Origin of the sequence: Pontibacter populi (assembly GCF_040278685.1) — a bacterium.
Lineage (GTDB): Bacteria > Bacteroidota > Bacteroidia > Cytophagales > Hymenobacteraceae > Pontibacter > Pontibacter populi.
In genome coordinates, this window is sequence record NZ_JBEOKT010000016.1 from 68,094 (window position 1) to 94,329 (window position 26,236).

General features: G+C 41.4%; 13 protein-coding genes and 1 pseudogene. 2 read left to right on the top strand and 12 right to left on the bottom strand.

All coding sequences use genetic code 11. The annotated features are described in order from the left end of the window. Positions 1-60: 60 nt before the first annotated feature. The 6 genes from ABS362_RS15545 to ABS362_RS15570 all read right to left on the bottom strand — a co-directional run bounded on the left by ABS362_RS15545 (position 61) and on the right by ABS362_RS15570 (position 15,104). Positions 61-831 carry a glycosyltransferase family 2 protein gene (locus ABS362_RS15545; protein WP_350413499.1) on the bottom strand — a complete coding sequence of 257 codons (771 nt, stop codon included), beginning with the start codon at positions 829-831 and terminating at the stop codon, positions 61-63. A gap of 66 nt (positions 832-897) precedes the next feature. Next, a complete protein-coding gene (locus ABS362_RS15550) occupies positions 898-2,181 on the bottom strand; it encodes a hypothetical protein (protein WP_350413501.1) in 1,284 nt (427 codons plus the stop codon). 24 nt (positions 2,182-2,205) lie between these two features. Then, positions 2,206-3,543, bottom strand: a complete 1,338-nt coding sequence (locus ABS362_RS15555) for an oligosaccharide flippase family protein (protein WP_350413502.1) — start codon at positions 3,541-3,543, stop codon at positions 2,206-2,208. A gap of 152 nt (positions 3,544-3,695) precedes the next feature. After that, the gene (locus ABS362_RS15560; protein ID WP_350413504.1) at positions 3,696-6,005 is read right to left on the bottom strand and encodes a GumC family protein; all 2,310 of its coding nucleotides are present in this window, start codon (positions 6,003-6,005) and stop codon (positions 3,696-3,698) included. Positions 6,006-6,015: 10 nt separating this feature from the next. Further along, entirely contained in the window at positions 6,016-6,807 is a 792-nt protein-coding gene (locus tag ABS362_RS15565) for a polysaccharide biosynthesis/export family protein (protein WP_350413506.1), read from the bottom strand. Positions 6,808-6,860: 53 nt separating this feature from the next. Further along, positions 6,861-15,104 carry a malectin domain-containing carbohydrate-binding protein gene (locus ABS362_RS15570; RefSeq protein WP_350413508.1) on the bottom strand — a complete coding sequence of 2,748 codons (8,244 nt, stop codon included), beginning with the start codon at positions 15,102-15,104 and terminating at the stop codon, positions 6,861-6,863. 563 nt (positions 15,105-15,667) lie between these two features. On the opposite strand from ABS362_RS15570, the gene ABS362_RS15575 reads away from it, so the two are divergent. Further along, entirely contained in the window at positions 15,668-17,059 is a 1,392-nt protein-coding gene (locus tag ABS362_RS15575; protein WP_350413509.1) for an undecaprenyl-phosphate glucose phosphotransferase, read from the top strand. A 334-nt stretch (positions 17,060-17,393) separates the two neighbouring features. Here the strand turns inward: ABS362_RS15575 and ABS362_RS15580 are convergent, their stop codons facing one another. The 4 genes and pseudogenes from ABS362_RS15580 to ABS362_RS15595 form a co-directional block, all read right to left on the bottom strand. Beyond that, entirely contained in the window at positions 17,394-17,507 is a 114-nt protein-coding gene (locus tag ABS362_RS15580; protein WP_350413511.1) for an IS3 family transposase, read from the bottom strand. A gap of 15 nt (positions 17,508-17,522) precedes the next feature. Further along, positions 17,523-18,215, bottom strand: a pseudogene (locus ABS362_RS15585) (IS3 family transposase); the annotation flags it as partial. Between the two features lie 26 nt (positions 18,216-18,241). Further along, positions 18,242-18,532 carry a transposase gene (locus tag ABS362_RS15590; RefSeq protein ID WP_350413512.1) on the bottom strand — a complete coding sequence of 97 codons (291 nt, stop codon included), beginning with the start codon at positions 18,530-18,532 and terminating at the stop codon, positions 18,242-18,244. Positions 18,533-18,858: 326 nt separating this feature from the next. Next, positions 18,859-19,074 (bottom strand): hypothetical protein, encoded by a 216-nt coding sequence (locus ABS362_RS15595; protein WP_350413513.1) that lies wholly within the window; start codon positions 19,072-19,074, stop codon positions 18,859-18,861. Positions 19,075-19,278: 204 nt separating this feature from the next. Between ABS362_RS15595 and ABS362_RS15600 the strand changes: the two genes are divergently transcribed. Continuing rightward, positions 19,279-19,731: a DUF1569 domain-containing protein gene (locus ABS362_RS15600; protein ID WP_350413485.1), complete on the top strand. Its 453-nt coding sequence runs from the start codon at positions 19,279-19,281 to the stop codon at positions 19,729-19,731. Between the two features lie 334 nt (positions 19,732-20,065). Here ABS362_RS15600 and ABS362_RS15605 read toward each other — a convergent pair whose 3' ends face one another. Next, on the bottom strand, positions 20,066-24,613 hold the full coding sequence (locus ABS362_RS15605) for an MBG domain-containing protein (RefSeq protein WP_350413515.1): 4,548 nt from the start codon (positions 24,611-24,613) through the stop codon (positions 20,066-20,068). A gap of 3 nt (positions 24,614-24,616) precedes the next feature. Next, entirely contained in the window at positions 24,617-25,507 is an 891-nt protein-coding gene (locus ABS362_RS15610; protein WP_350413517.1) for a PKD domain-containing protein, read from the bottom strand. Positions 25,508-26,236: the final 729 nt, after the last annotated feature.

Genomic DNA, 26,236 nt, shown 5'->3' on the forward strand with positions numbered 1-26,236 from the left:
TTAAAGCCAGTATGAATCTGAAAAACATGTGGCTCATAGTTTGAATGATTGATAGATACATTAATCATAATAGTGGATCAAATTCTTAAGCTTATACTTAAAAATATTGTAGTATAAATGAGCTACATTTCTCGAAATCGCTTTCCCGCCATACTGCTGAATTGTTTTCAGTATCTCAAAGTGAAATTTGTCTCTGCCAGTAGTAGTTTTAGATGACTCCCAGTTCCTGAATCCGGAAAGTGCTTTATCTGTTTTCACATGATAAATAGGTCCATGGTTTAAAAGTTTTAGCCACAGGTCCAGGTCCATACAGTAGTGTAAGCTTTCATCTACATAATTCACTTTTTTTAAAACGCTATGCTTATAAAATGAGGATGCCTGGATGATACTATAGTTGTTGTTTAGGAGGTAATTTTTACCCGGAATAATTCTTTTAGCTGTATTATGTACTTTACCTTCTGCATTTATTCCATCCTGAAAAGGCACGTAGTATATGGCACCATCTGGCTTATCATCATATAGTTTCACAATTTCTTCTATACAAGTGGGGTATAGAATATCATCAGAATTTAGCCACCCTACCAGATCACCTGTGGCAAGTTTAAATCCTTTGTTTATAGCATCTGATTGCCCCTTATCTTTTTCGTGTACTACAATATCAATGCTGTTCCTGTATTTCTTCACAACCTCCATGGTGTTATCAGTCGAACCACCGTCAATAATTATGTACTGTATGTTTTGATATGATTGGTTTAAAACACTAAGTATAGTTTCCTCTATAAATTGGCCTTGGTTGAAAGAAGGAGTAACAATAGTAACTAATGGCTTCATATAGAATATAATTATAAGTTCATGCCTCAAATTCAGATCTGTAGTCAAATAAAAGGAACAGTTTTGTTAACCAGTAGAAATTCCCTTAAGCTTCTTGAGATCATATTCCTCTAGTGGCTCAGGTGGGATAGTAATAAACTCTTTAGTTATTACCAGTGACCTATACTCCCTTTTTACTATAAAACCGATGAAAATAAAAGCATGGAAAAGCGGAAGACTAAAAAAGACCTCGCTAAAAGAAAGCATTAATATAATAGAGGTAAATACAATAGACATTACCCTATTAACTTGGAACAACTTAGTCAGTTGATAGAAAGAATAGAATAATAAGGATAAGTAGAGGATAAAGAAAGGTAGTCCCCATTCTGCCAGTAAACTCGTTATGCCACAGTTCCTTAGTACATTCTTATTCGTTGTACCAATTCTAGAGTACTTGCTGCTTCCTTTTCCGAGCAGTAAATAAATGTTTTTAGCAGTAACTTCTTTTAAATCAAGCGTTGCACTGGCTACTCTCGAGTTCCCTCCTTTTTCTTCAATCTCAGTATCTACACTTGCCAGTTCGTTGTTAATCTTTTCTTTAAGAAACGGGACATTATTGAAAAGATAGAACCCTGTGTACAGAAGTAAAACACCTGCTGCCAGCTTAAAGAAAATATTGATCTTATTTGTGAGTAAGAAGTAACTTAATACCAGTATAAAATAAACGAAATAACCAGTAGTAGAAAGTGTTGTAAGTATAGTAATACTATAAACTATACCTTTTTTGTTAAAAAGTTTTTTAGTTAACAGGAAGTTAAAGATTTGAGCTATTATTAGTAATGAGGCAAATACTGTTGGCTCCCAAAAAGGACCATTGTTTCGACCTTTAAAAAAGTTAAAATCAAAGTTGTAAAAAACCGGGTTTACTATCTTATAGTTGGTCTCATATATTTCTTTATACTTCGTAAAGAAGGAAGGTATAGCATTAACGAAAGAAATCACAATACCCGGATAAATTATGTATAGTGAATATACAATCAGGCTAATGATAGCTGCTACATATAGTATCCTATTATAGATCTCCAGAAATGAGAGCTTAACATAGTAGATAGTAAAAATGGCAACAAAAAAATAGAAGAGAACCTGACGAATAACCCAGGGTTCATAATTACTAAAATAGAAGTAATGATATTGTTCTAGCATGAAAACTAAAAGCAAAAAAACAATTGCTTCAAGTCTGATCACAGGCTTGAAAAAGATAATCACACTAATGAGCGCAAGATAAAAACCAATAGATTGTTTAAAGAACGGACTAGTAGATAAAGCCAGGAGTAGAAATACCAGAATGAAATTTATATAACCTTGCTTCATAACTATAGATCATCAAGTAAACCTTTATCCAATTAAATAGGCATTGTATTTAGCCATTGCTCTTCGTTGCAACATTTGAAGCATTTTATAGAAGTAAGAAGGCTTAAAATAGCTGCCATTAAATATTTCAATTCCTCTACTTTTCAGAATAGCATAGAGTGAAACAAAATTTAAAACTTCTATAAAAACCAAAGTATAAGCCGGCCCCATATACCCATAACTTCTTACGAGGTAATAATTCAAGGGTATTCCTACAACAGCACTCAGGCAGATTATTCGGAAGAACTGTTTATCCATTTTTAAATTCATCATAAGATGAATACCCAGAACAGTATTAAGCGCCACTAGCATTGGTATAAATGAAAGCACCCTGCATACTTCAATAGCTGGTGTGAAAGCTTCTCCGTATAAGAAACCTATAAACAGAGGACTACTAATTAAAATACCAAAACCTATAAATAAGGTCAGTGATAGAATTACTGGTATTAATTTTTGCGCTATAGTTATTCCTTTCTGAAAACTTTCTCCAAATGCCTTTCCCATGTAAGGGAAAACAGCTTGTGCTAAGGGTAAAAAAACAAGTGCTTTTACAATCAAAATCAATTTTAAGCCAGCTGTATAGTAACCTACTTCTTCTGGTTTCTGCACCATACCTAGTACAATAATATTTGTATTGGAATATAAACTTATGACACACAGAGAGAAAAAATAGATCTTCTCTTCCCACAACAACTCTAGGCAAAACCTTAATTTTGATACATAAAGTTTGAGCTTGTATTTATATATGGCCCATATAAAAGAAGCAGTTGCTATAGTAAGGTCAATAGAACTGATAATAAGTGGAATCCAGATATAGTCAGACTTTTCTCTTATAGTTAATACTATCACGGTTGTAAATAGTACTTTAGATATCATATTCAGTATGGCGATTTTAGGCAAATCCTGCATTGCCTGGAATAACCAGTTCTGAGTCATTAACGTAGCGAAACAGGTAATAAAAGTGAAGGCAGCAACAAGTCTCTCTTCTCTGAACTGGGGTACAAAAAGCATTACAATCACAAAGAATACTATTGAGACCAGCATTAAGAGGCACTGGGTCGAAAAAACCTCGCTAAACACTTTGCTTCTCTTATCAACATTATCCGGGTCAGCAGCTATTCGTCTTGTGGCTGTCAAGTCAAAACCATAGCCTATAAGCAATACAAAATAAGCTACAAAAGCCGTTGTGAAGTTTAACACACCAAACTTATCAGGACCAATGATCCGGGTAACTATAGGAATTGTGATTAAGGGAAACAGATAATTAACAACCTGTATAATTCCTACTGAAAAAATATTTTTTACAAGTACACTTTTGCTCATAAGGGTAACCAACAGTACTGCTTAACAATCAAGTTTAACTGTTATGCTTATAGGCATGGAGCAGCTGCAACTTTATACTAACTGTTACAGGTTTAAAAGCATTTGCCTTACTACCTGATTTCTGGCCTTTTTAACAGCATCATTAACTCAGATTAATTACTATAACCATAGCCGTAACCGTAGCCATATTTATTACCAACTTTAACATCATTCAGTACTATCTTCATGTTGTTAAACTTTTTGTTTTCGTAAACATCGTTAGCTAATTTCAATTGCTCTTTATAGGTATAGTTAACTCTAGCTAAATAAATTGCAAGATCAATATATGGCGCCAGGTTAAATGCATCAGCAACCTGGCCAACCGGTGCCGTATCAATAATTACATAGTCAAAAAAGCTTCTTAAATCGATTATCAAATCTCTTATTTTTTCACTCATCATCATTTTGGTCGGGTTAGATGGAATTGCCCCGGCCCCAATTACAAATAGATTTTCATCTATACCAGTCGGATGAATATATTCATGAATGGACACCTGATCAGATGTATTTATATAATCTGAGATTCCTTCCTGAAAAGAAAGACCGAGCGCCTGCAACAGCTTAGGGTTACGCAGATCAAACTCCATCAATAATACCTTCTTCCCAGTCATAACCAAGCTTGCTGCTAAATTCAAACTAAAGAAGGTTTTTCCTTCGCCGCTCATACTGGATGTTACTACAATCACCTCAGAACCAGTATTCTTTATAGCTTTTAGATTAGACAGGATATATCTGAAATGCTCTGAAATAGCTGTCCTGCTATGCTCTCTAACAACAAGTGAATCTTTTCCTGCATTATGAGCTATTTCGCCTAATATTGGTGTAGCTGTAATCTCTTCTATGTCTCCTACTTGCTGCACTTTATTATTAAGCAGACTGGATAAATAGATAAATGAAAAAGGCAATCCTAACCCAAGAAAGGCTGCCAATAAAAATATCATATTGCTTTTAGGCTCTACTGGCTCTAGTTCCACCAAGGCTGGGTCAATTATGCGGGCATTAGAAACATTAGCTGCTAATGTTAGAGCAGCCTCTTCACGCTGTTTTAATAAATAAAGGTAAAGTTCTTGCTTTGTCTCCTGCTGTCTGCTTATATCTACAAGTTCACGTTCAAGTAATGGAACCTGCTGTATCTTAGAATTGAAATTACCTGATCTGGAAGCTAAATTATCTCTGGTAATAACCAGGCTTCTCTTAATATTACTTAGGTTTTCTAAAATATCTGATCTTAGCCCGGATAGTCTTTCATCCAATGTAAGAACAATAAAATTTGACTGCGAAGCTGTTCTTAAAACCTGATTCCGTTCTAATTGGAGTTCATTGAATTTGGAGATAAGTTCAAGTAAGGTTGGATCTTCAATACTAAGCGTACTTGGTACTAACTTGTTCTGATTTCCAGGCTTAGCTAAATAACGTTCAATAGATTCCAACACATCTATCTGTACTCCCCATTCGGCTAATTTTTTATTGTTTTCGCTAGCACTTTCGAGGTATAACCGAGTCTGAGAATTAATATCTGATATTTTATTCTGTCGCTTATAGTTCTCTACATTCTTTTCAATATTCGACAGTTCAAGGGTAAGGTCTTTTAATCTTTCATCAACAAATTGCATGGAGTTAGCAGCAACAAGATTCTTATCCTCCAGTGCTTCTTTATTATACACCTCAATAAGCTTATTGATTATGTCTTTGCCCTTTTGGGGTACAGCTTCAATCAGCGTAATTCTTATTACATTGGCCTTATTATTTACTGGCTCAACTATAAGATCCTGATTATACTTATCTGCAGTTAACTCAATACTATTAAAGTTAAAGTATAATTTTCGTGGGAATGTGCCACCCGATATTTGAGGATTTCTTACAATTTTGAATTTACCGTAGCTAGTATTTAGTGTATCACCAAAGTTATATGTACTTACACCGTAACTATCTCCTAAGGTAAATTGCTTATTATTAAGTTTACTAAATGTCAGCTCTTCTTCATAAGCTGCGGAGTCGAGGCTAAAAATATAGACTTTTATATGTATGGCTTTCCCATAAATTTCTTCTTTTTTAAAGTAACCATCCTTAAAAAAACTTGTCTGTAGAGAAAGTTCTGTGAGTACTCTCTTCATTAAAGTTTTAGATTTTAAAACCTCAATTTCATCATCTATATTTTTGCCTGCACTTATTATATCCAGATCGATGTAATCACTCACATTTGAGCTAATTCCGTTGCCCTTTTCATCGCTTTTTAATAAAATGGTACTACCTATTCTATACTTAGGAGTAGCATACATAATATAGAAGTAAGCTAATCCAAAGCATAAAATAAGTCCTAACACAAACAAATACCATTTAGAAAGGCATTTAGAAAGTAAGGCCTTAAAATCATTGCTTTCAGGCTTCTCACTTGGTGAATGAATAATATACCTCGCTTCCATACCTAAACAATTAATAGAATCTGGATAAAATCAGTACAATCACTGAACTAACTGACACAATAAGAGGCAAATATGAATTTCTAGCGCTTGTTTGCAGTGCTTTGGCTTTGTCTGGCTCTACATAAATGATGTCGTTCTGCTGCAGGTAGAAGTTAGGATTGCGTAACACATCTTTCTTATTAAGATTAATCCTCGTTATTACACTCTCACCATCTTTTTCCCTGATGAGTAATACATTCTCCCGTTTACCGTATGGTGTCATATCACCTGCCAGGCCTAATGCTTCAAAAATATTTATCTTTTCGTTAGCTATAGTAAAAGATGATGGCCTGTTAACTTCACCAATTACCGTGATCTTAAAGTTGAGATACTTTATATCTACAATTGCGCTCTGTGTATGCTTCTTAATTTCAAGAGTCATCTTCTGAATCGCTTCATCCTTGGTCAGGCCACCTAACTTCACCTGGCCTAGAACCGGGAAAAGTATGTCACCACTCTTATTTACATAATACCCTTCAATAATCTTGTTAGAGTTAACATTAGGATTTGAGTAAGTATAATCACTTGTAGTCTGGACTACTCCTGTATTAAAAAGCACATTTGTTTGCTGATTTAAGCTATGGACGGTAATTCCCAATAAATCTCCCGGCTGAATTTCAGGCTCATTAATATTGCTATGAGACACCCTGTATTCAGCATCATTTTGCAGGTCGCTTAAATAGACCAAGTTTCTGTTTACGCATGAGCTAAAGAGGCATATGATGATAAAGAATATAATTGGCTGTTTCACTTGATTGATCATTTTGGTGAGGGATTTTATAGTCTGATCGTAGTCCAATTGCCTGATTGAAGAGGTTACTCTCTTTTAACTATTTTTATAGTTTTTCTGAATTTTAACTTCTGGTTTTCAACAACTAAGAAGTAAATAGCATTTGAGGAAGCTCTATTATTAGCAATGGTTATAGAACTTAGTCCTTCATACATTTTATCACCTTTTGATTTAGGATCAACAACAGAACTATGGATTAACTTACCCATGATGTCAAATACTTTCACTTCAAATTCAGCGGAGGTGTCAGATGTTAGCAAAAGATTGATAACATCTTTGAAAGGGTTTGGATAAACTATTACAGAAACAGGCTCATGCATCTTGACCCTAGCTATAGTTTGAATCGAACTAGTTGGATCTGTTGCAGCAGAAGAAGGAATAATTTCGATAGCAGAAATTTTAGGTCTGTTTACCCCGCCATCACTTTTCAAAGCGCTAAAGTTTATACCCAGTGTGGCATCAGTTACGTTTACAGTAAAAGTTTCTTTTATAGCAGTAGCACTCGCGCCAGCTTTCTGAATAATATCATAGTTATCCAGAACCTTTATACCTTCAATGGCTACATCAAATACCCGCTGCCCTATACTACTCCAATATAATTCAGCAAAGTGTAAGACTACAGTATACTGTCCGTTAGTGACAGGAAAAGTATAAGCAAATGTGCCGTTTTCAGTAGTAGAAGATCGTTCTGTTTGGTAGAGCGCATCATTGGTAGTTCCTGATATCTCAGTAACCTTAGAGTATTTATAGCCAGGAGTAGGTGAGAAGAAATTATCTGCAGAGAACGTTCCTAACGAAGTAACGACTTCTCCTCCCCCTGAATTAATCTGATATGCGGTACCAGCAGTGCCACCTTCAAGAACTGTAACCGTTGCTTCATCAAATGCTGTTGCTCCCGTATTATCAGTAACTGTTAACCGGAAAGTATATGTACCTTCGAGCAGGTTACTAGCAGTCAGGGTAGCACTGGCTACTCCGCTAAGAGTAGCAGTATTGGGACCAGCCTGCTGAGTCCAGGCATAAAAACTCACCGTACCATCTCCATCTGTTCCTGAACCATTAAGTGTAACTTCAGAAGTTGGAAGTGCCACGGTTTTATCTTGTCCAGCATTAGCAGTAGGTGCTTGATTCCCGGTTGGCTGATCTACTATTGAAAAACTTATAGTTAGCGCTTTGCCGGCAGTTCCGGTTTTATCAGCACCTGAATATGGTGTAGCTCTTACAGAATAGTTGCCAACAGCTGCGTTCCAAGCAGAGTAGTCTCCATTTACTTCCCAGAACAAGGCATAAGGAGCAATATTATCTATCCTCGATCTGGAGGCACTACCCCACAATTTAAATTCAACACTTCCAGTAGAAGCTGAACTAGTGTTTGCTCTAATATTGATATTCCTTGAAGGTAAGGTTGCAATGTTCAGAACTGCCCCATTAGTTAACTCCTGTATTTCACTATCGGCATCACTATTGATTAACGTAAAGCCAAGTACCTCAAGCTGTTGTGTTCCGGTATTAACTGTTACAGTAACTTTATCTGGAATGCTCGTACTACCTTTATCATCTGTAACTGTAAGCACGAAAATATAGCTTCCCGCAACTAAACCGCTTACTGTTGGTGTAGCAACCGCTTTACTATCAAAGCTGGCAACATTAGGTCCGCTTTCCTGAGCCCAGGTATAAGAAGCTATGGTACCATCAGAATCAGTACCTGAACCATTAAGAAGTACACTACTTGTTGGTAGTATAATCGATTTGTCCGGTCCTGCATTAGCCACTGGAACTTTATTATCAGAGGTACTACCATTGACTACAATATCAAAAGCATCAGATGCAGAACCACCTTTCCCGTCCGAGGCTGTGACCTGAACAGTTATAGTACCAACTTCTGTTGCTGATGGTGTGCCACTAAAGGTACGGCTAGTACTATTGAAGTTAAGCCATGAAGGCAGTGCACCTCCTCCTGCCAGACCAGCTGTATAGGTAAGCGCATCCCCATTAGGATCCATGAAGGTATTGGAAGGGAAACTATAACTATAGGCTACGCCTGTTGTTGCACTTTGATTTGGTATTGGAGCAGATACAACCGGAGGATTATTGCTTGAAGCCGTCGTTGTAATAATTTCGATTGCGCTTACCTTTGGCTGTTCTACAATCTTACTAAAATCAAGATTAAGAATACCATCGGTTACATCTATTGTAAATTCTTTTACCAGAGCTGTCATTGAGCCAGCTTCAGCAAAAATATCGAAGTTAGTTAATAATGGCTTTCCCTCCCCGGTAACGTTAAAGATACGTTTTCCAGTGGTTCCTTCCCCGCCATATGGCGCTCCATAATATATTTCTGCGAAGTGTAGCCGCACAAGGTATGTGCCTGATGATACATTGATATTATAACTGAAAGCACCAAAACGCTCGGACTTGTATATTGCGTCATCGGCTGTTCCTGCTATCTCCTTTACATTTTTGTTGGTGTAAGTACCTCCACCACTAGAATACTGGTCAGCTGTAAAAGTGCCTAAGGAAGTCGATACTTCATTGCCCCCGGAATTAACTCTAAGAGCCTGTACATTGTCATGCCCTTCTCCTGTTAGACCGACAACCAGCGGCGAGTTGGTACCTGAATGTGTTATATTTAATGAAGCAACTTTAGTTCCTAAAGAGGCAGGAGTAAAAGTTATGTTAAGGGATGCAGTAGCTTCCGGCGCAAGAACAATTTTATCAGTAAAATTATGGGCAAATTGCGAGCTATTTGTTCCACTGATATTAACAGATGTTATCTCTATAGTTTCAGTTCCTGAGTTTTTGAGTGATACAGTTTGAGCGGCTGAAGTTGTCCCGGCCTGTTGTGAAAAGAAGTGTAATGAACCCGGATTTGCTACCAGCTTTTCTTCATTTGTAACAGATTGTTCAATTATCTCTATTGCAGATACCTTAGGCCTATCCATACCTCCATCAGAAGATAGGGCACTGAAATTAATATTTAAAGTACCATCCTGCACATTGACTATAAAAGTTTCGGTTGTAGCAGCCAGTGATCCAGCTTTCGCAAAAATGTCATAATTATCCAACACCTTCACATTCTCGACGTTGACATCAAACAGCCTTTTAGTTGCAGATGTCCAGTATATCTCTGCAAAATGTAATACTACTTTATATAACCCATTGCCTACCGGGAAAGCATAGCTGAATGTGCCTTTGTTATCTACAGAAGTACGCTCCGTCTGATATAAGGCATCGTCTGTAGTATTGGCGATGGCTGATTTGTTGGAGTATACCCTGCCAGGTGACGGGGAGAAAAATTGATCCGCAGTAAAAGTACCTATAGTACTTGTTATACTTCCACCGCCTGCATTAACCTTATAGGAAGACTGATCCATAACCAAAACGTTAAAAACATCCTCTATATACTGGCCATCAGCATCAGTTGCTCTAACCGTAATTTCCGATGTTCCTGATATATTAGCCGTGTAAGTTAATTTAAGATTGGAAGCTTCAATGGTTGTAGCTACAAGTTCCGGTTTAGTATTATTTACAATTGTAAATGTAAGGTTGCTTATTCCTCCATCATCACTAAACACATTTGCAAGATCTAGTTGAGTGGGAGAACTATTCTTCTGTACAGTTATATCAGCTAGTGGGCTTGTAACTGTAGGCTCGGCAGGTGCTGCTTCCTCCAAACCGGAAACCCATAAAAGCATTCTTTGTGCGAAGACTTTATTATCTACTTTACTAAGATAAGTACCATCACCTGAATTCCAGAATGCATTCCTGTCAAAGAAACCTACCACTCTGCCACTTCCTATATTTGCTACAGCCATAGCAGCATCTGCAGGCGTTAAAGGACCATCCAAACTGTTCAGTTTAGCTTTATCTGCAGGCATATAAGCTAATATAGTTGCAGGAGAACTGGTTCTTACTGGGCTTGCCCCTTCCGCTTCTATAGTTACTCCTGCATTTTTATTAAACTTATTGATGTAATGATTTACATTCCACTGATTTAGTGCGAATGCACCCTCACCGTTATCACGTAGAAACTGCATTCCGAATTGCTGCATTAGGTCGTTGTCGCTGGTCGCTCCAACAGTGCTGTTTATACCACCATCTTCAAACCCAAAAGCGGCATCAGACCAAGCTATGATCCCACCACCTGCTTTAACCCAGGCATCAACAGCAGTTTTTTCTGTTGCGGAAAAACGCCTGTTGTTGGACCCTAAAATCAGCACTTTATAGTTGTTTAATTTAGTAGCATCAAGTACTATACTTGCATCTAGTGATTCTTCAAGTACAAAGCCTACTTCTTCAAGGGCAGATTTAAATTGTGACATTCCTAAATTTCCAGTGTCAGAAAGTTTCATATCATGGATAGCTGGCGGTATACTTCCATAGACATACAAAACTTTATTCCCTGAAGCTACTTTGAGGGAGATAGATAAAACCGCATCTGGATAACCACTCGATTTTGCAGTAATGCTTGCAGAGTAATCCCCTGGTTCCAGGTTTGCAGCATTTGCCGTGATTGTTATTTCTGTGCCGCCAAGCTGATCAATAGTACCTGAGCTTGTAGATAAAGTTAGCCAGGAAGGTAAGCCAGAAACATTTATAGTGAATGCGGGCTCTCCACTGTTAACCCAAAGTATTACATCTTTCGATACTGTTGTACCATTGGAAGCATTCAGAGTTAACTGAGATGGAGCAAAGCCACTTTTATAATCCGGAGTTCTTACAATGTTCCGCTTCCTTGCAGTATTAACAGCATTTGTCATACTAGCCTCTCCTCCATTAGAAACTATAAGCTCTGTTTCTATAGCTTCTGCTGCAGGCCCAAATAAGCCTACAGGCAGTGGGGTATCTTCTGTCCAACTATCTGTTTTAGGGTCATAGATAGTTACATTTGGAATGACTTTATTGGTGCCTGTTCTACCCCCAACTAATGTTATTTTGCCATCTATAACATAAGTACCAGATTCGCTATGAGATCGGGAATATGGTAAATCTTTTAACTTAGTCCATGAATCTGTAAATGGATCATATACATGTGCAACATTTACATCCGTGTAAGATCCATCATGCCCTACCTGCCCTCCTAAAGCATAGATCTTACCACCTACATGTCCTGTTGCAATATGACATCGTGGGTCAGGCATAGGTGCTGCTGATATCCAGCCTGCACTCATATTATCTAGATCCAATACAAAATGCGCTTGCGTACCGGTCTGGCGATCTTCTAAAAGTCCACCAAAGCAATATAACTTACGCCCTACGCGTACTAATGCATTACCTCCACTTTTTGCTGGTAATTTAGGGCCCGTACTCCATGTGTTGGTTTCAATGTTATAAATCTGAAGCTGATCAGCGAGTGGGTCACTTGGCCAGCCCCCTAAGAAACCTCCTGCCACATATACTTTTGACCCATCTATAGTTATGCCTGCATGCGTAACAGGGAAAGGCATATCAGCCCCTAGAGACCATGTATTATTGGAAGGATTATATATTTCTACTTTAGGAGATGTAACTGCTGTTGACTCATCGAATCCCGAAAACACGTACATCTTATTATTGTACATGACACTATACCCCACCCACTTAGAGATCTTTGATGGTTCTATAAAGGTCCAATCAGTATTAACAGGTTCTTTGTATGCTCTTATATAGTCCCAGGTTGCTGTAAAAGGAGAGGCATTACGTGAGGTAGCAATAATACCTACCGCTACGGCAGATGACGATTGAATAGCGTTGAGAAGTCCTCCGCTAACACTTACAGGACTACCTAATGCAATTTTATTTCCTCCATCCTGAGTATACTTAGCTTGTATAGTTCCAGCACCAGGATCAACAGTTAAAAACAATTCCAGAGATGAAGCAGGGAAACCACTGTTTAAAGGAAATTGCTGAACTGTTGGTAGTCCTGCATTCTCATATATAACTTCAATTCCACCCTGACCGCCATTAGCATTGATAGCTATTTTAAAATAGTTGTCTTGATCTCCTGTACCGATATAAAATCCCTGTGATTGATAGTTTTGTGCATTTTTATTATCGAAAAAAGGTCCAAGCATTGCTGTATGAACTGTAAACGGGCCTGTTGCTGAAGAAACATTAATACCGAACTGAAATGCGTTTTCCTGGTTATTTATAGTACCCAATGCATCGCCTGCTGACACGGCAACAACAGAAAACGCGCCAACAGCTCCACCTGCAATTAAATTGCTCTCATCATAAAGGTTGTTATAATCATTATCAGGCTGTCTGTTACTCATAAGTCCAGTAAAACCTAAACCAAAAAGCCCAGTTCCCGGATGGTTATTGAACAGTTCATATTCTAAAGGCAAGTTAGTACTCGATCCATTTTGTGAGTCTAGAGCAAATGAGTCTATGTTGTCACCCAACCCATCATTATCGTCGTCATTATCATTTAAGTCCGAAATAAAGTCAACGTCAAAATCAGTTGGCATACTTGAAGCTGAACATGGGTTCGTTCCATTGTCAATCTCATCTGCATTTGAATAACCATCACCGTCATCATCTATGTCTATACTATATGTACCCGAACATATAACAAAATCGGCAGGCTCAAATATCGTAATTACATCAGATCCGTAAGTGGCAGCCCAAACAGACCCGGGGAATACATCATTATCACCCTGCGCGATAATATCTAGCGGCTGTGATCCAAATCCCGAAGCAAAAGGTAGATCCTGATTAAGTTTGTTTGTGCTGGATCTTGGATTTGTAACGTTAGACCCATCTTCAGTTAGAGTTATCTTATGAATATAGCCTCCGAAGTCTGCAGCTAATAAGGTGCCCTTTAACACATTGTTAAAGTTTGAAGCGGTGTATTCAGTTATACCATTTGTAGAATTAGAGAATGTTAAAAGCGCCAAGTCATTTACGCCCGGATTTTGGTAATCACCTTCTCTAGGGTTAGCCAAAGTTTGAGGTACCGGTGGCCAGTCAGCTGGTAAGGGATTACTTCCAGTCTTGCTTGTTCGCCAAACTCCGGTTACTCCATCATGAGTATATAATCCTGCCCCAGCCGGATTTGCGCGGGTTGGAGTAGGATGACCTGCATAATGGCTACCAGCAATATATGAGTTTATATCACCTATATAATGTAAGTTATCAAGGTTGTTAATAACCGGATCATTAGGCCCTGGGCCAGTTGAACCAGGCTCACCTGATACATAATTATTAGTAACAGTTCCATCTGAACCTTCATTAGCTGGATGACCACCCCAGCCTTGATTTGCACCATTATCAATAGTGTACATACGCCCAGCTTTGCCAGGTGTCTTAGTTATTACAAGATCGTAAGAGTTGCGGTAACCCGGTGAATAGATCTGCACAGGTCCTCCAATTACAATCTTAGCTTGATTAAGACCATCATTTCCGCCAAAGGGATCATTCAAATCTGTACCATCAGCATTATTAGGCCGGGTAGGATCATCTAGAGTAGGTAGGTCGTATTTATATGCAGTTGCCCCTAATCCTATTGTAGGTAATGCGTCTATAAAATTAAGGTCAATAGAAAGTATTGCGGCTGAAAGGGCGTACTCACATATGAAAGCGAAGTTATTTGATGGAGCACCTGCATTTGTTAATCCTCCAACAGCTATATACAACGTATTAGTCTGTTCATTTAACTGCATCCCATTTACTGAGTGGTTTTCTTCCGAACGAGGTAATCCCCTAACCAAATCTATCTTTAACCATCCGCCGCTAACTTTTGTCAGACGTGAGATGATTCCAGAATTAGTATCCAGGTTCTTGTCTCCATCTGATGAACCACCACCAATGCGACTGTCACTGGAACTTACGTAAAGTATTGGCTGTGCCGCAGTACCTGTTACTAATATACCAGTAACTTGTCGCTTAGTAACATTTGATGCTAAAGATCCATCATCATTATGATTAGGTATTTGGTTTATTATTCCAATTGTTTCTGTAGAGGTTACAGTGTAGTCATTGCTCCCATTTCGCTTTATAGTCAATGCTTTAAGGACCCCATCCTGCTGAGATACATACAATCGCCCATCTGGTCCAAACTGTAAAGAGGTAGGATTATTTATTGAAGCTAGTTTTAATCCGCTCGTATTAAAGTTATACTGAGCATTTGCAAGATAAGCTCCTTGAAGATTCTCAGGTGGAAGTTTGTTCTTTTTTTTCTTCCCCTTGTCTTGCGCCATACTATCCTGAGTGCTACATAACTGCAAAACAGCATATAATATAACTAAAACTATTTTCAAGAATGGCCCAGAAGTAAAAGATATATTCATAAACCAAAGTTTGTTTGTAGAATAGGAGCATATATAAAAACAGCATAATCAATGTGTTCTAATTCTCTGAAGCTTTAGAGTTTCAGATGTAGTCAGAGTCATATGGGGATTAAGAAAATTCAAGGTTGCATCGACCAAGTTCTAAGGTAGTTTAAACACAAAATAATATGAATTTGTTACAATACTATGTAAACATACCCATTCACCATGTGAGCGGTAAACTCTAATTGGTAAAGTATTTTAAACAAAGCAATTACTAAGCTATACCCATCCATTTTATATAAATATTGTAATATTTTTTTAGCAAAATTCATCAAAAACCAATATTATATAATTTTTTATTAACATAGCACAAAATACCATCTACCTGTGATTTTGTATTACTGGCTAAAAATGAACTAATATATAAATCTTACATAAAGGAGAGTAGTATATTCAAACACTAAGAGTGATTCCGGAGCTTTACTAATTCACCCGTCGCTACATAGCTCTATCAAATCCAACCAATTTCTTATAAGAATTTAAAAAGCTGGTGCCTTAGATAATCCATTAATTTTTTTTCTATGACGCACAAATACTCTACTATTTTCAGATGGATTAATGCGATAGCCGACTATACTTTATTGAATGGAGTCTTCTATGCATCTTTTGTCGCGACTCATCAGATTCTGGATTGGGTAGACGTGTACGATTATAAATTAACGATCGTGCTACTTAATTTTTGCTGGTTCTACAGTTCCACAGTATTCAGTTTCTATACCAAGATCCTAAAACGAAGGGTAAAAGACATCTTGAAATCAGTTGTTTTTTCTCTGTGCTTATTTATCATTTTGGCTAGTATTATTAAATTTATATTACCTAATATCTATGTTCCTCCTAAGCCTTTAGTTTATTATTTTATTTACTTTCCAATTTGCCTTATTGCTTGTAAACTAATCCTTATACTTATTTGGAAGAATAAGTTGGGCTTTTGGTTTAAGTTGAATAGAATTGCTATAGTTGGTTCAGGGCCTAATGGAATCAACTTTTATAAGTATGTTACCTCAAATCCTCATTTAGACATAACCGTAGCTGGCATCTTCGATGATGATCCTAAGCGGGTCCCAGCAAACATAAATTACCTCGGCAACATCGACGCTTGCCTTAAGTATATTCGTGCATATAAAATAAACGAAATCTATTGCACTTTACCCAATAGCGAATGTGCAAGGATAGAGAACATGATGCGCGAATCGGATAAAAGCATGGTTCGTTTCAGGATTGTGCCTGACCTTAGAGGAGCTATCAATCAGAATTTACAGGTCGATTTTTTTGGCTATTTACCTGTGTTAAAGCCACGCAGAGAACCTTTAGAAAACAAAGCTAATGAATTGATTAAAAGGGGATTTGACATACTTTTCTCTTCATTGGTTATAGTTCTCATTTTGAGCTGGCTAATACCTATAATAGCTATTATAATAAGACTAGATTCTAAGGGCCCAGTATTTTTTAAGCAACTCCGGTCTGGTAAAAACAATAAGCCTTTTTACTGTCATAAATTCAGAAGTATGGTAGTGAACGATGACTCTGATAATTTGCAAGCAACAAAAGGAGATGCTAGGGTAACCCGGGTTGGCAGGTTTATAAGAAAAACAAGTATAGATGAATTACCCCAGTTTATAGATGTTTTACTTGGTAATATGTCAGTCGTTGGACCACGGCCACATATGCTTAAGCAAACGGTTGATTATTCTCAGGTGATAAACTCTTACATGGTCAGGCACTTTTTAACACCTGGAATTACAGGTTGGGCACAAGTAAATGGTTATAGAGGTGAAATAAAAGAACCTTCTTCTTTAATTAACAGATTAAGTGCCGATCTATGGTATCTGGAAAATTGGAGTATACTATTGGACATTAAGATAATCTTTCTTACAGTATGGAAGGTGTTAAAATATGACGAAAAAGCCTATTAAGCTAGAATCTCTAACCGACAAGTCACAACTTTTTTAGAACTATTTGTATTTGCGTGAACTATTACCTATTAAGTTTTATATTCTGATAAACTAACCTTATGGTAGTCAAATATTTTACGCCAAATAAATTTAAGATCTTCAGCTTCTACTTTTTATAATATCTACTTTACCATTTATTCTTATCAAGTACTAACAGAGAAGCTTAGAGAAGCTTATAGTCATCGTTTCTCCTCCGTCTTCTAAAATAGTCATTAGCTCTTCATTAATAAAAGAATAGGTGATAATATGTATCATTTCAAATATGGAATTGCAATAGTTTTCTGGAGGCTTTTTGTTAAGCCGCCACAGCTTGGTTGTACAGCAGGTTTTCATACTGGCAAGGCGTGAGGTACCCAAGTTTAGAATGCCTCCTTTTCCTGTTGTAGAAACCTTCGATGTATTCAAACACGACCAGCCGGGCCTCTTACCTGGTGGCAAATTGATGGTACACCATTTCTGTTTTCATCGTTTTAAAGAAGCTCTCTGCTACCGCGTTGTCCCAACAATTCCTTTTACGGCTCATGCTCTGCACTACCGGCATTCCTTCCAAATCCACTCTGAAGGCGCTACAGGCATACTGCGCACCCCGCGAAAGGGAGTGGAACAGGGGCCTGTTTTCGATGGCCATCTTAAAGGCAGCCACCGTAGTTACCTGCGCCTCCATGGTCTCACTCAGCGACCAACCTACTACTTTCCTGTCTGCCAGGTCCAGTACGATCGTCAGATACAGCCAGCCTTCCCGAGGCCTGATGTAGGTGAGATCAGATACCCACTTCTCTGCCGGCCTTGTCGCCTGAGAATCTCTTGCCAGGTGATTCTCAGCTACCGTATACATATGACTGGAGTCAGTGGTCTGTACTCTATATTTCTTCCTTATGATGCTCTTTATCTGGTGTCTTTGCATGAGACGGACTACTCTTGGACGAGAAGCCCGGATGCCCTGCTCCCGGAGTTCAAAACTGATCCTGGGGCTGCCGTAGCGGCACTTACTCTGCTGGTATACCTCCTTAATCTGCACCACTAGTTCCAGCTCTTCCTGCTCCCGCAGACTTACCGGGTGATGAAGCCAGTAGTAGTAGCCGCTGGCACTGACCTGGAGCACTTTGCACATCCTCTCAACGGAAAACTGGTTTCAGTGCTCCTTTATGAATCCGAACACCGCCCGTCTCCCCTGGAGAAGATGCTCACTGCCTTTTTTAGTATATCGCGCTCCAGCTGCGCCTCCTTGAGCTCCTTTTGTAACCGCTTGATCTCTTTCTGCTCCTCACTGAGCCCTTTAGTAGATCTTACTGGTAAACTATCCTTCTGCCGCCATTGGCTCAGCCGGCCGGGATCTATACCCAACTCATCGGCTACCTCTTTTACCGAACCTCTCACATAGGAGAGATCAATAGCCATCCGTTTAAAGGAGGCATTAAATACACGTCTTTCCATCTTAGTCAAATTTCATCAGTTACTTAAATCTGCCTAGAAAAGGTCTCCAGTCAAAGGTAGCAACTCCAGTAAGGAGCTGCATATTAAAATAAGACAGGGTGCCTAGAGGGATTCCGGGTACCCTGCCTTATTTTAGTAACTTTAAAACAGAGTGTGTTTACACATATTTGTGACACGTTTTATAACTTTTGAAGAAGGTAATGATTAAACTTTATAAAATGCCGTATACACTAGTATACTTTCATAAAGTAAATACTTAAAAGGGAGCTCATTTATGAGGCTCCCTTTTTTATTTCAACGTTCCAGTAGTTATTACTTGTTGAATACTACCTGGGTAGATCTATCAGTTGCGCATTTCCTTTCAGGTCTTTGCTTACAGCAGGAATGCCGCGGTAATACATCCCCGACTCACCTTCTCCTTTTACATTCAGCTGGTGCAGGGGCCAAACTTTGGCTTCAGACTCCCCTTCATTCCGGCTTGTTTTCAGGCGCAGGTAGGCTTTGTTCAGGGCCGGTTTCGGCTTCAGAATGTGGTGCTGCATGTAGGTCGGTTTATTTATACAGCAAGACAGATATAGTAATTATAATATGCGAATTCGGTAAGATCAGGTTAGCTTTTACCATAAACTATAGCACATTCCTCTACTCAAAAACTCTTAAGCTAAGTACTAATAACCAAAAAATATTTACTTGCTCTGTTTGAATAAACTGTATATTTAAACTGGTAAAATGACCTATAGAAAGAAATGAACAGCGTATTTAACCCGGCAACGACTGATGAACTCATCACTCGTATTCACAAACGACAAAAATACTCCAGACCACTTTGGGGTAAAATGAACGTAGCCCAGATGCTGGCCCATTGCAACGTAACCTACGAACTGGTGTACGAAGACTTGCACCCGAAACCAAACCCAATTATGAAGTTTCTGGTAAAACTGTTTGTAAAAGATTTCGTGGTAAACGAGAAGCCTTTTAAGCAGAATGTACACACAGCCCCGCATTTTAAAATTGTGGATACAAAAGACTTTGAACTAGAAAAGAGCCGCCTGATCACTTATCTGCAAAAAACACAGCAATTAGGCCAATCTTATTTTGAGGGGAAAGAGTCGCACTCATTTGGTCCGCTGAACAGCAGCCAGTGGAATAATATGTTTTACAAACACCTAAATCACCACCTGAACCAGTTTGGCGTGTAATCAGGTAAGTTTTCCAAAACTATAAGATAGAAATTAATCCAATTAGTTTTTCTTAGTGCTAAGCATTCTCCAACAGCATCCGAATCCCTGTGGAAATGGTTCGATAATTCGGACCTTTGGTCTACACGATAACCCATTAAAACCCGCTTATTCCATCAAATAAGCGGTTTTTTTGTTTCCAGAGTAACAGAAAAGTAACAGGAAAGATTTTAAAGGTTGTTACACGTGCTTCAGTCTCTGCAATGAATGCTATTTTTAGCTGGTAAATGAATTGAACATTTAAAGCTAGATGAGTCACTTCAGAGTAGCCCATCTGGCTGTTAAAATTCTTCCTTCACCGCTTCAAAACCATCTTCAGGCTTTGCGCTTTCGAAGCAGTCACCAGCCGGGCAATGTATACACCTTCTGCCAGTGTGCGTGCATCCAGTTCATATTCATACAGCTTACCAGCTTCAGCCACGCCCATGTCTACTTTCTGGATCAACGCCCCGCGCATGTCGTAAATTTCCAGCAGGTAACTTTCTTCATTCTCTAGGCTAAAGGCTATGGTCGTTTTGTTTGAGAACTGGTTCGGGTAATTATAGAACTGCGCGTTAGTTGCTCCTAGTGCATCAAGTTTTTTACCTTTGGATGTAGTATTCAGGTTACCTGTTGCTCCGCCCCGCACTACTACATTACCACCTGCCAGCACCTTCTCCACAGTCTGAGTACCATCCCAGTCACTAGCAAACCACAAACCACCGTCCTTCTTCCAGACGGTAATAGCAATCTGGTCATTTTTACCAGGCTCTCCCATATCCGTCATGGTTACCTGTAGCATAGCTCCCCCTTCAACCGATACCGGCAGGTCTGGATTGGTGATGTCCTGGATGCTGGCCTGCCCGTTAAAGATTGCTTTACCAGTGGAAGGACTCAGTAGCTGCACTGAAAGCGAACTCATCACATTGCCTTTGATCTGGTAGACATGCACCACACCGTCTGCTTCTTTTCTTCGGACAATGCTGTTGATCTTGCCTTGCAGGTTAGTGCCCTTCTTGTTGTATTTGATGTTGAAACCAAAATTGTTTTTGCGTCCAGCATCCCCTGCCTTCTCTCCTGCCGAGCGGCTGAGCACCAGGTAACCACCGCCCGTCACAAAGTCATTGAGCGGTTTGGATACTGTCACTACCGTATTGTCATCACTGCTGTTGCGGATATAGTAGCCGTTGATGATGATACCGATGGTAAAAGATTCAGAGTCAGCACCACCCAAGCTTAAGCTTACACTGGCTGTGGCCGTGCCTACTTTTTGGTCTCCACTCGTCACCAATCCTACTGGCACGTTGGATGCCAGTATAGTTCCGTTATCCCGGTTGACGAATGTGACTTTGGCATTGGGGATGTCCCCTGCAAAAGCATCATAATTTGGATCGGTGTTATCTGCTGTAATATCCAGAATGGTCGTGGCCATTGTCACCGTGGCTGTGCTGGATTTAGTACTGGCAGTAGACGCAAAGGTAGCTCCGGTGTAGACCGCCAAGGCGTTTTCCCTGTTCACCGTCAATGTCCCATTCTGCTTCACAACGGTATAGTTGGCCAGGGTTGTTCCACTCACGGCTGGTGTGATGGTGTAGGTGCTTGGAGCAGAACTTGTCGTGGCGGTGGTAGTGCCCGTTACAGTAAAGCTCTCTCCGTTCTGGGCACCGCTAACCACAAAGCCGGTAAAGGCCGGATTCGGATCGCTGTACTGGCGCGAAGTATCATGGGCTTTGATCGTCAGTGTGGCGTTGGTGATGGTGAGTGTGCCGTTTTGTTTTACCACCGTATAGTTCGCCAGTGTGCTGCCACTTACCGAAGGAATGATGGCATGCATGCTGCCTGAAGGGCTGGTGGAAAGCGCTGTAGGTGCTGAGCCAGCAATGGTAAAGCTCTCCCCGTTTTGCACGCCACTGACGACGGTGCCTGTAAAGTCAGGGTTAGGATCTCCATATGCCCGGCTCTTATCATCTGCTTTAATGGTTAAAGTAGCTGCCTGCGCTATTAGGTTGCCATAGCTGTCCTGGCGGGTATAATTGGAAAGGCGATTATTTGGATCAGCCAGCGTGGCTGTAATCTGATATGGTCCACCAGCTATAGTGGCTGTACCCACTGCCCCTGCGCTGCTGAAGCTGGCGATGCTGATGTTATCGCTGGCCAGGTTACCAATCAGGCTGCCACTAAAATCAGCGGAAGTCAGCACCTGTCCATAGCTTTTGCTACGACTGTTGGTAGTGACGGTGAGCAACGCCGGGTTAATGGTGATGGTGGCCGTATGGCTGGCTGAAGCATAGTTGGTATTGCCGCTGAAGGTCGCCGTTACTTTGTAGGTACCCGCATCTACCGGAGCCCCGGTCATGGCACTATAGGTAGCGCCAGTGAGCTTTTCATAGCTCAGCGTAACCGGTGTAAGTGCATCTACCGGGGATAGCACGCCACTTGCCACGCCACTGCCAGCATGGGCCTGGCCATTGTAGGTAAAGGTCCCCCCTGTGGCCACTACCGTAGGCGTTGCCTGCGTCACGGTTAAGGTGCCTGGTGTGTTGCTCACGTCATAGTTGCTCAGCTTGTTGCTTGGATCATGCAGCACAGCGACAATCGGATAGGTAGTAACCCAAGCCGTAGCTACAGCGCCTGTACTGTTGCGAGAGACAGTAATGCCATCTCCACTTACCATACCCGTGAAGCTGTCGCTAAAGTCTACTGCCGTAAGCGTAGTGCCATAGGTTTTGGTTCGGTCTGCAGAGGTAACAGTCAATACAGCTTTTGCAATAGTATAAGTCTTCTCTTCTGATAGAGTCTCGTAGTTGGTACTACCCACATAAGCTAAAGTTGCCTTGTAAGTACCTGCTGCTGTTGGTGCCGTGCTGCTTGATGCATATACCGTTGGGCTCACCCCTTCGTAACGAAGCGTACCCGTAAGTTCTACTCCACCTACTCCTGTAATAGTAGCCGTAGTAGCGGGATGCGGCTGTCCATTGTAGGTTGCGTTGCTGAATGCAAGTGTTAGCGTTGGTTTTACTTGATTGATAACCAGCGTGGCCGTTGTAGGGTCTTTATCAGTAGCTAGTTTATAGTTGCTGTTGTTAAGAGTAGCTTCTACGGTGTAACTCCCCGCATCTTGTGGTGCAGCCACTAAGCTGCTTCCTTGTTTATAAACAACTGATACGCCACTTACCCCAGTTGGAGAGGTAGCAACCGTTGCAGCTTTAGTTGTCCCATCAAAGTCATGGTTCAAATCAGATAAGGTAATGCTAGCAACCGCTTTGTCTATCACCAAGGTGCCTGTCACCGGATCATTCCCAGCAGCCAGTTTATAGTTACTGTTTTCCAAAGTAGCTGTAACCGTATAATTGCCTGCATCTGTTGGAGATGCAACATTCACATTGTTCTGGGTATAAGCCAAGGTAACATCTGACAGTCCGGCAGGGGAAGTCTCATAGCTTGCTGCTTTTCCGCTGCCGGTGTAAGTATGGTTCAGGTTTCCTAATGTGATAGTGGCAATAGCCTTATTAATGACAAGAGTCGCCGTAGCCGGACTTGTTGCCAGTTGATAGTTGTCGTTAGCCAGTGTCGCTTCTATGGCATAACTACCAGCATCCGTTGGCGAAGCTACGGGAGTTGTACCTTGCTTATAGGTAACAGTCACGCCACTTAAACCAGCTGGCGATGTGGTGGCTGTAGCTGCCTTAGCACTGCCATCATAAGTGTGGCTAAGATCACTGAGCATGATGGTCGCGATAGCTCTGTCTATCACCAGTGTTCCAATCACCGGGTCGTTAGCGGCCGCCAATTCGTAGTTGTCGTTGACAAGCGTGGCGGTCACGCTATAGCTACCCGCATCTGTTGGATTTGCTACCGGTGTACCTCCTTGCGCATAGGCAATGGTTACCCCACTCAGTCCAGCCGGTGTTGTCACATACGAGGCTACCTTGGCACTTCCATCGTAGGTGTGGCTCAAGTCGCTCAGGGTGATGGTGGCCGTGGCCTTGTCGATGACCAGCGTTGCCGTGGCCGGGTCACTGCTTGATGCCAGCTGATAGTTGTCGTTGGTCAGGGTGGTCAGTACAGTGTAACTGCCGGCATTGGTCGGCGTGGCCACGGGCGTGGTTCCCTGCTGGTAAGAAACGCTAACGCCGCTCAGGCCCGCCGGGTTAGTGGTGACGGCTGCCGCCTTGGCTGTGCCGTCATAGGTGTGGGCCAGGTCGCTGAAACTGACCGTGGCGATGGCTTTGCCCACCACCAGCGTGCCGGTGGCGTCGGTGGCCTGATAGTTGTCGTTCACCAGCGAGGCGACCACCGCGTAGGTGCCGGCATTGGTGGGTGGAATGGAAGAAGCCGCATAGGTCGTGCCGTTGATGCCGGTATAGGTGACGGTGACGCCGCTAAGTCCGGTTGGGGAGACAGTGTAGTTCACTAAGCGCTCAGTTCCGGTGTAGGTCTGGTCTAGATCCGCCTCCACCAGAGCTAGGGTGGCCGTGGCCTTGCCGACGGTGACGTTAACCGTTCCTGCCGGACCCGGACAACCGTTTACCGTTGCGGTCACGGAGTAGGTGCCTGCCGCTACCAAGGTTACGTTTGTCAGTTCAGGGTTCTGCTCTGAGGATGTAAATCCATCAGGTCCTGTCCAGTTGTAGCTCGCGCAGGCGATGGTCGATGCCTGCAGCTGCAGCGTGCCGCCGTAGACTACATTCTCGTTGCTGCTGGCAGTAGGGGCAGTCGGAGTGGCTTTTACCTCTAACTGCTGCAGGGTACTATACGTGCAGCAGTCCTGCGTGATTGTGAGCTTGGCTGTGTATATGCCGGCAGCGGCGTAAGTGTGGCTGGTGTTTTTGGTGCTGTAGTCAATGGTGCCGTTGTTGTCCACGTCCTAGGCATAGGTGGCGTCTGTTGCCACATCTGTTGACATGTCTGTAAACACAGTGGCTGCGCCTTCGCACGCGGGAGGAGCCGTAAAGGCCACCACAGGGGCTATATCGTTCACTACAGTAACAGTAGCCTGGGCGGTGTGGATCAGTCCTGCCGCATCTTCCAAGGTCAAGACCACTGTGTTATCCCCTGTATCAGAGCAGGTGAAGGTGGTTTTATCCAGCGACAGCACCAATGCTTCAGGAGCGGTGCAATTGTCAGAGGAGCCATTGTTGACGGCGGCGGTCGTCAGGTTGCCCCCTTCGCTCAGGTGAAGCGTCACATTCTGCCCCACGGCCACCGGCGGGGTGGTATCTTCTACCGTAACAGTTGCCCCGCCGCTCACGGTGCCGGAGCAGTTCGCGTCCGACACGCTCTCTAAACTATAGGTAGTCGTGCTGCCAGGAGTGACTTGCAGGGTATGAGGAGAGGCGGTAATGTCATTTATAGTAACCGGCGTGGTGCCGTCTGTGTAGGTAATGGACCAGGGGCCGGTGCCGGTTAAGGCGATGCTGAATTCTGCGCTGCCGCCGGGGCAAACGGTTTGCCCGCCGCTGAGCGTAGCCGTAGGCGCCGCATGCACTGTTACCTGCTGGGTATAGGTGTCGCTGCAGGCGCCTTGCGTAATGGTAAGGCTGGCTGTATAGGTGTCAGCTTCGGAGTAGGTGTGCGTAATGCTTCCTGCCGTTGTATACTCCACAGTTCCGTCATTGTCAATATCCCAGGCATAGCTTGCATCGGCAGCTACCTCCGTAGAAGCATCTAAAAAGGCTATGGCAGTTCCGACACAAACGGGTGAAGATGTAAATGAGGCTGCAGGAGTATTACATACATTACCTGACAACTTCACCACCCAATAATCATAGCTGCTGCTCTTGGAATTCTCGCTCTTGTCCCCGCTTATGTTAGAAACGGAATACCCCCTAGGATGTAGCCCCCGTCGTCCGTCTGCTGCAGGGAGAATAAGTAATCACTACTGCTACCACCGATGGTTTTGTCCCACTCCTTGGTTGGTTGTGCTATTAAGTTTGCTTGTGGCAGGATGGCTAACACTATGATAACCATACAGACGTAAGCTACTTTTTTTAAGCAGGTTAAACTACTGCTGTCAACTGCTTTGTAATTTGTAGAATGTTGTTTCATCATCGTTCTTATAGAGGTTAAGAGACTTGAGTGCACTCTGTAAAACTTGGGAATGTTGGAGTGGAAAGACACCGGTTTAACTGAAGTGGCATTGAACGCTCTTGGGCAAGAAATAAATTGGTAAAATCTTTTATCACCCTTAGTTGCTGTCTGATGGATGTTGGTAGAAGTAGAATTCATGCCATGCAGATTAGTTAAGTGTTAAAAAAATAGCTTCTGCACTACCCTAGCAAAAGTACCAGCGTAGCGTGATCAGCTGAATGCGCTAACAAAGATTCGACAGCTCCTTCAAGTCAGGAGTCTACCTACAAAGCCATCTATGTCGGTTGGGTGAAGTTGATAGAAAACTCAGCTTGCAAAGCTGGCTGAATATGAAGAAAAGCCTAACCTATAGTTCGGTATTGCATGAAGGCTGACACAGAGGCTTCTGATGATTATA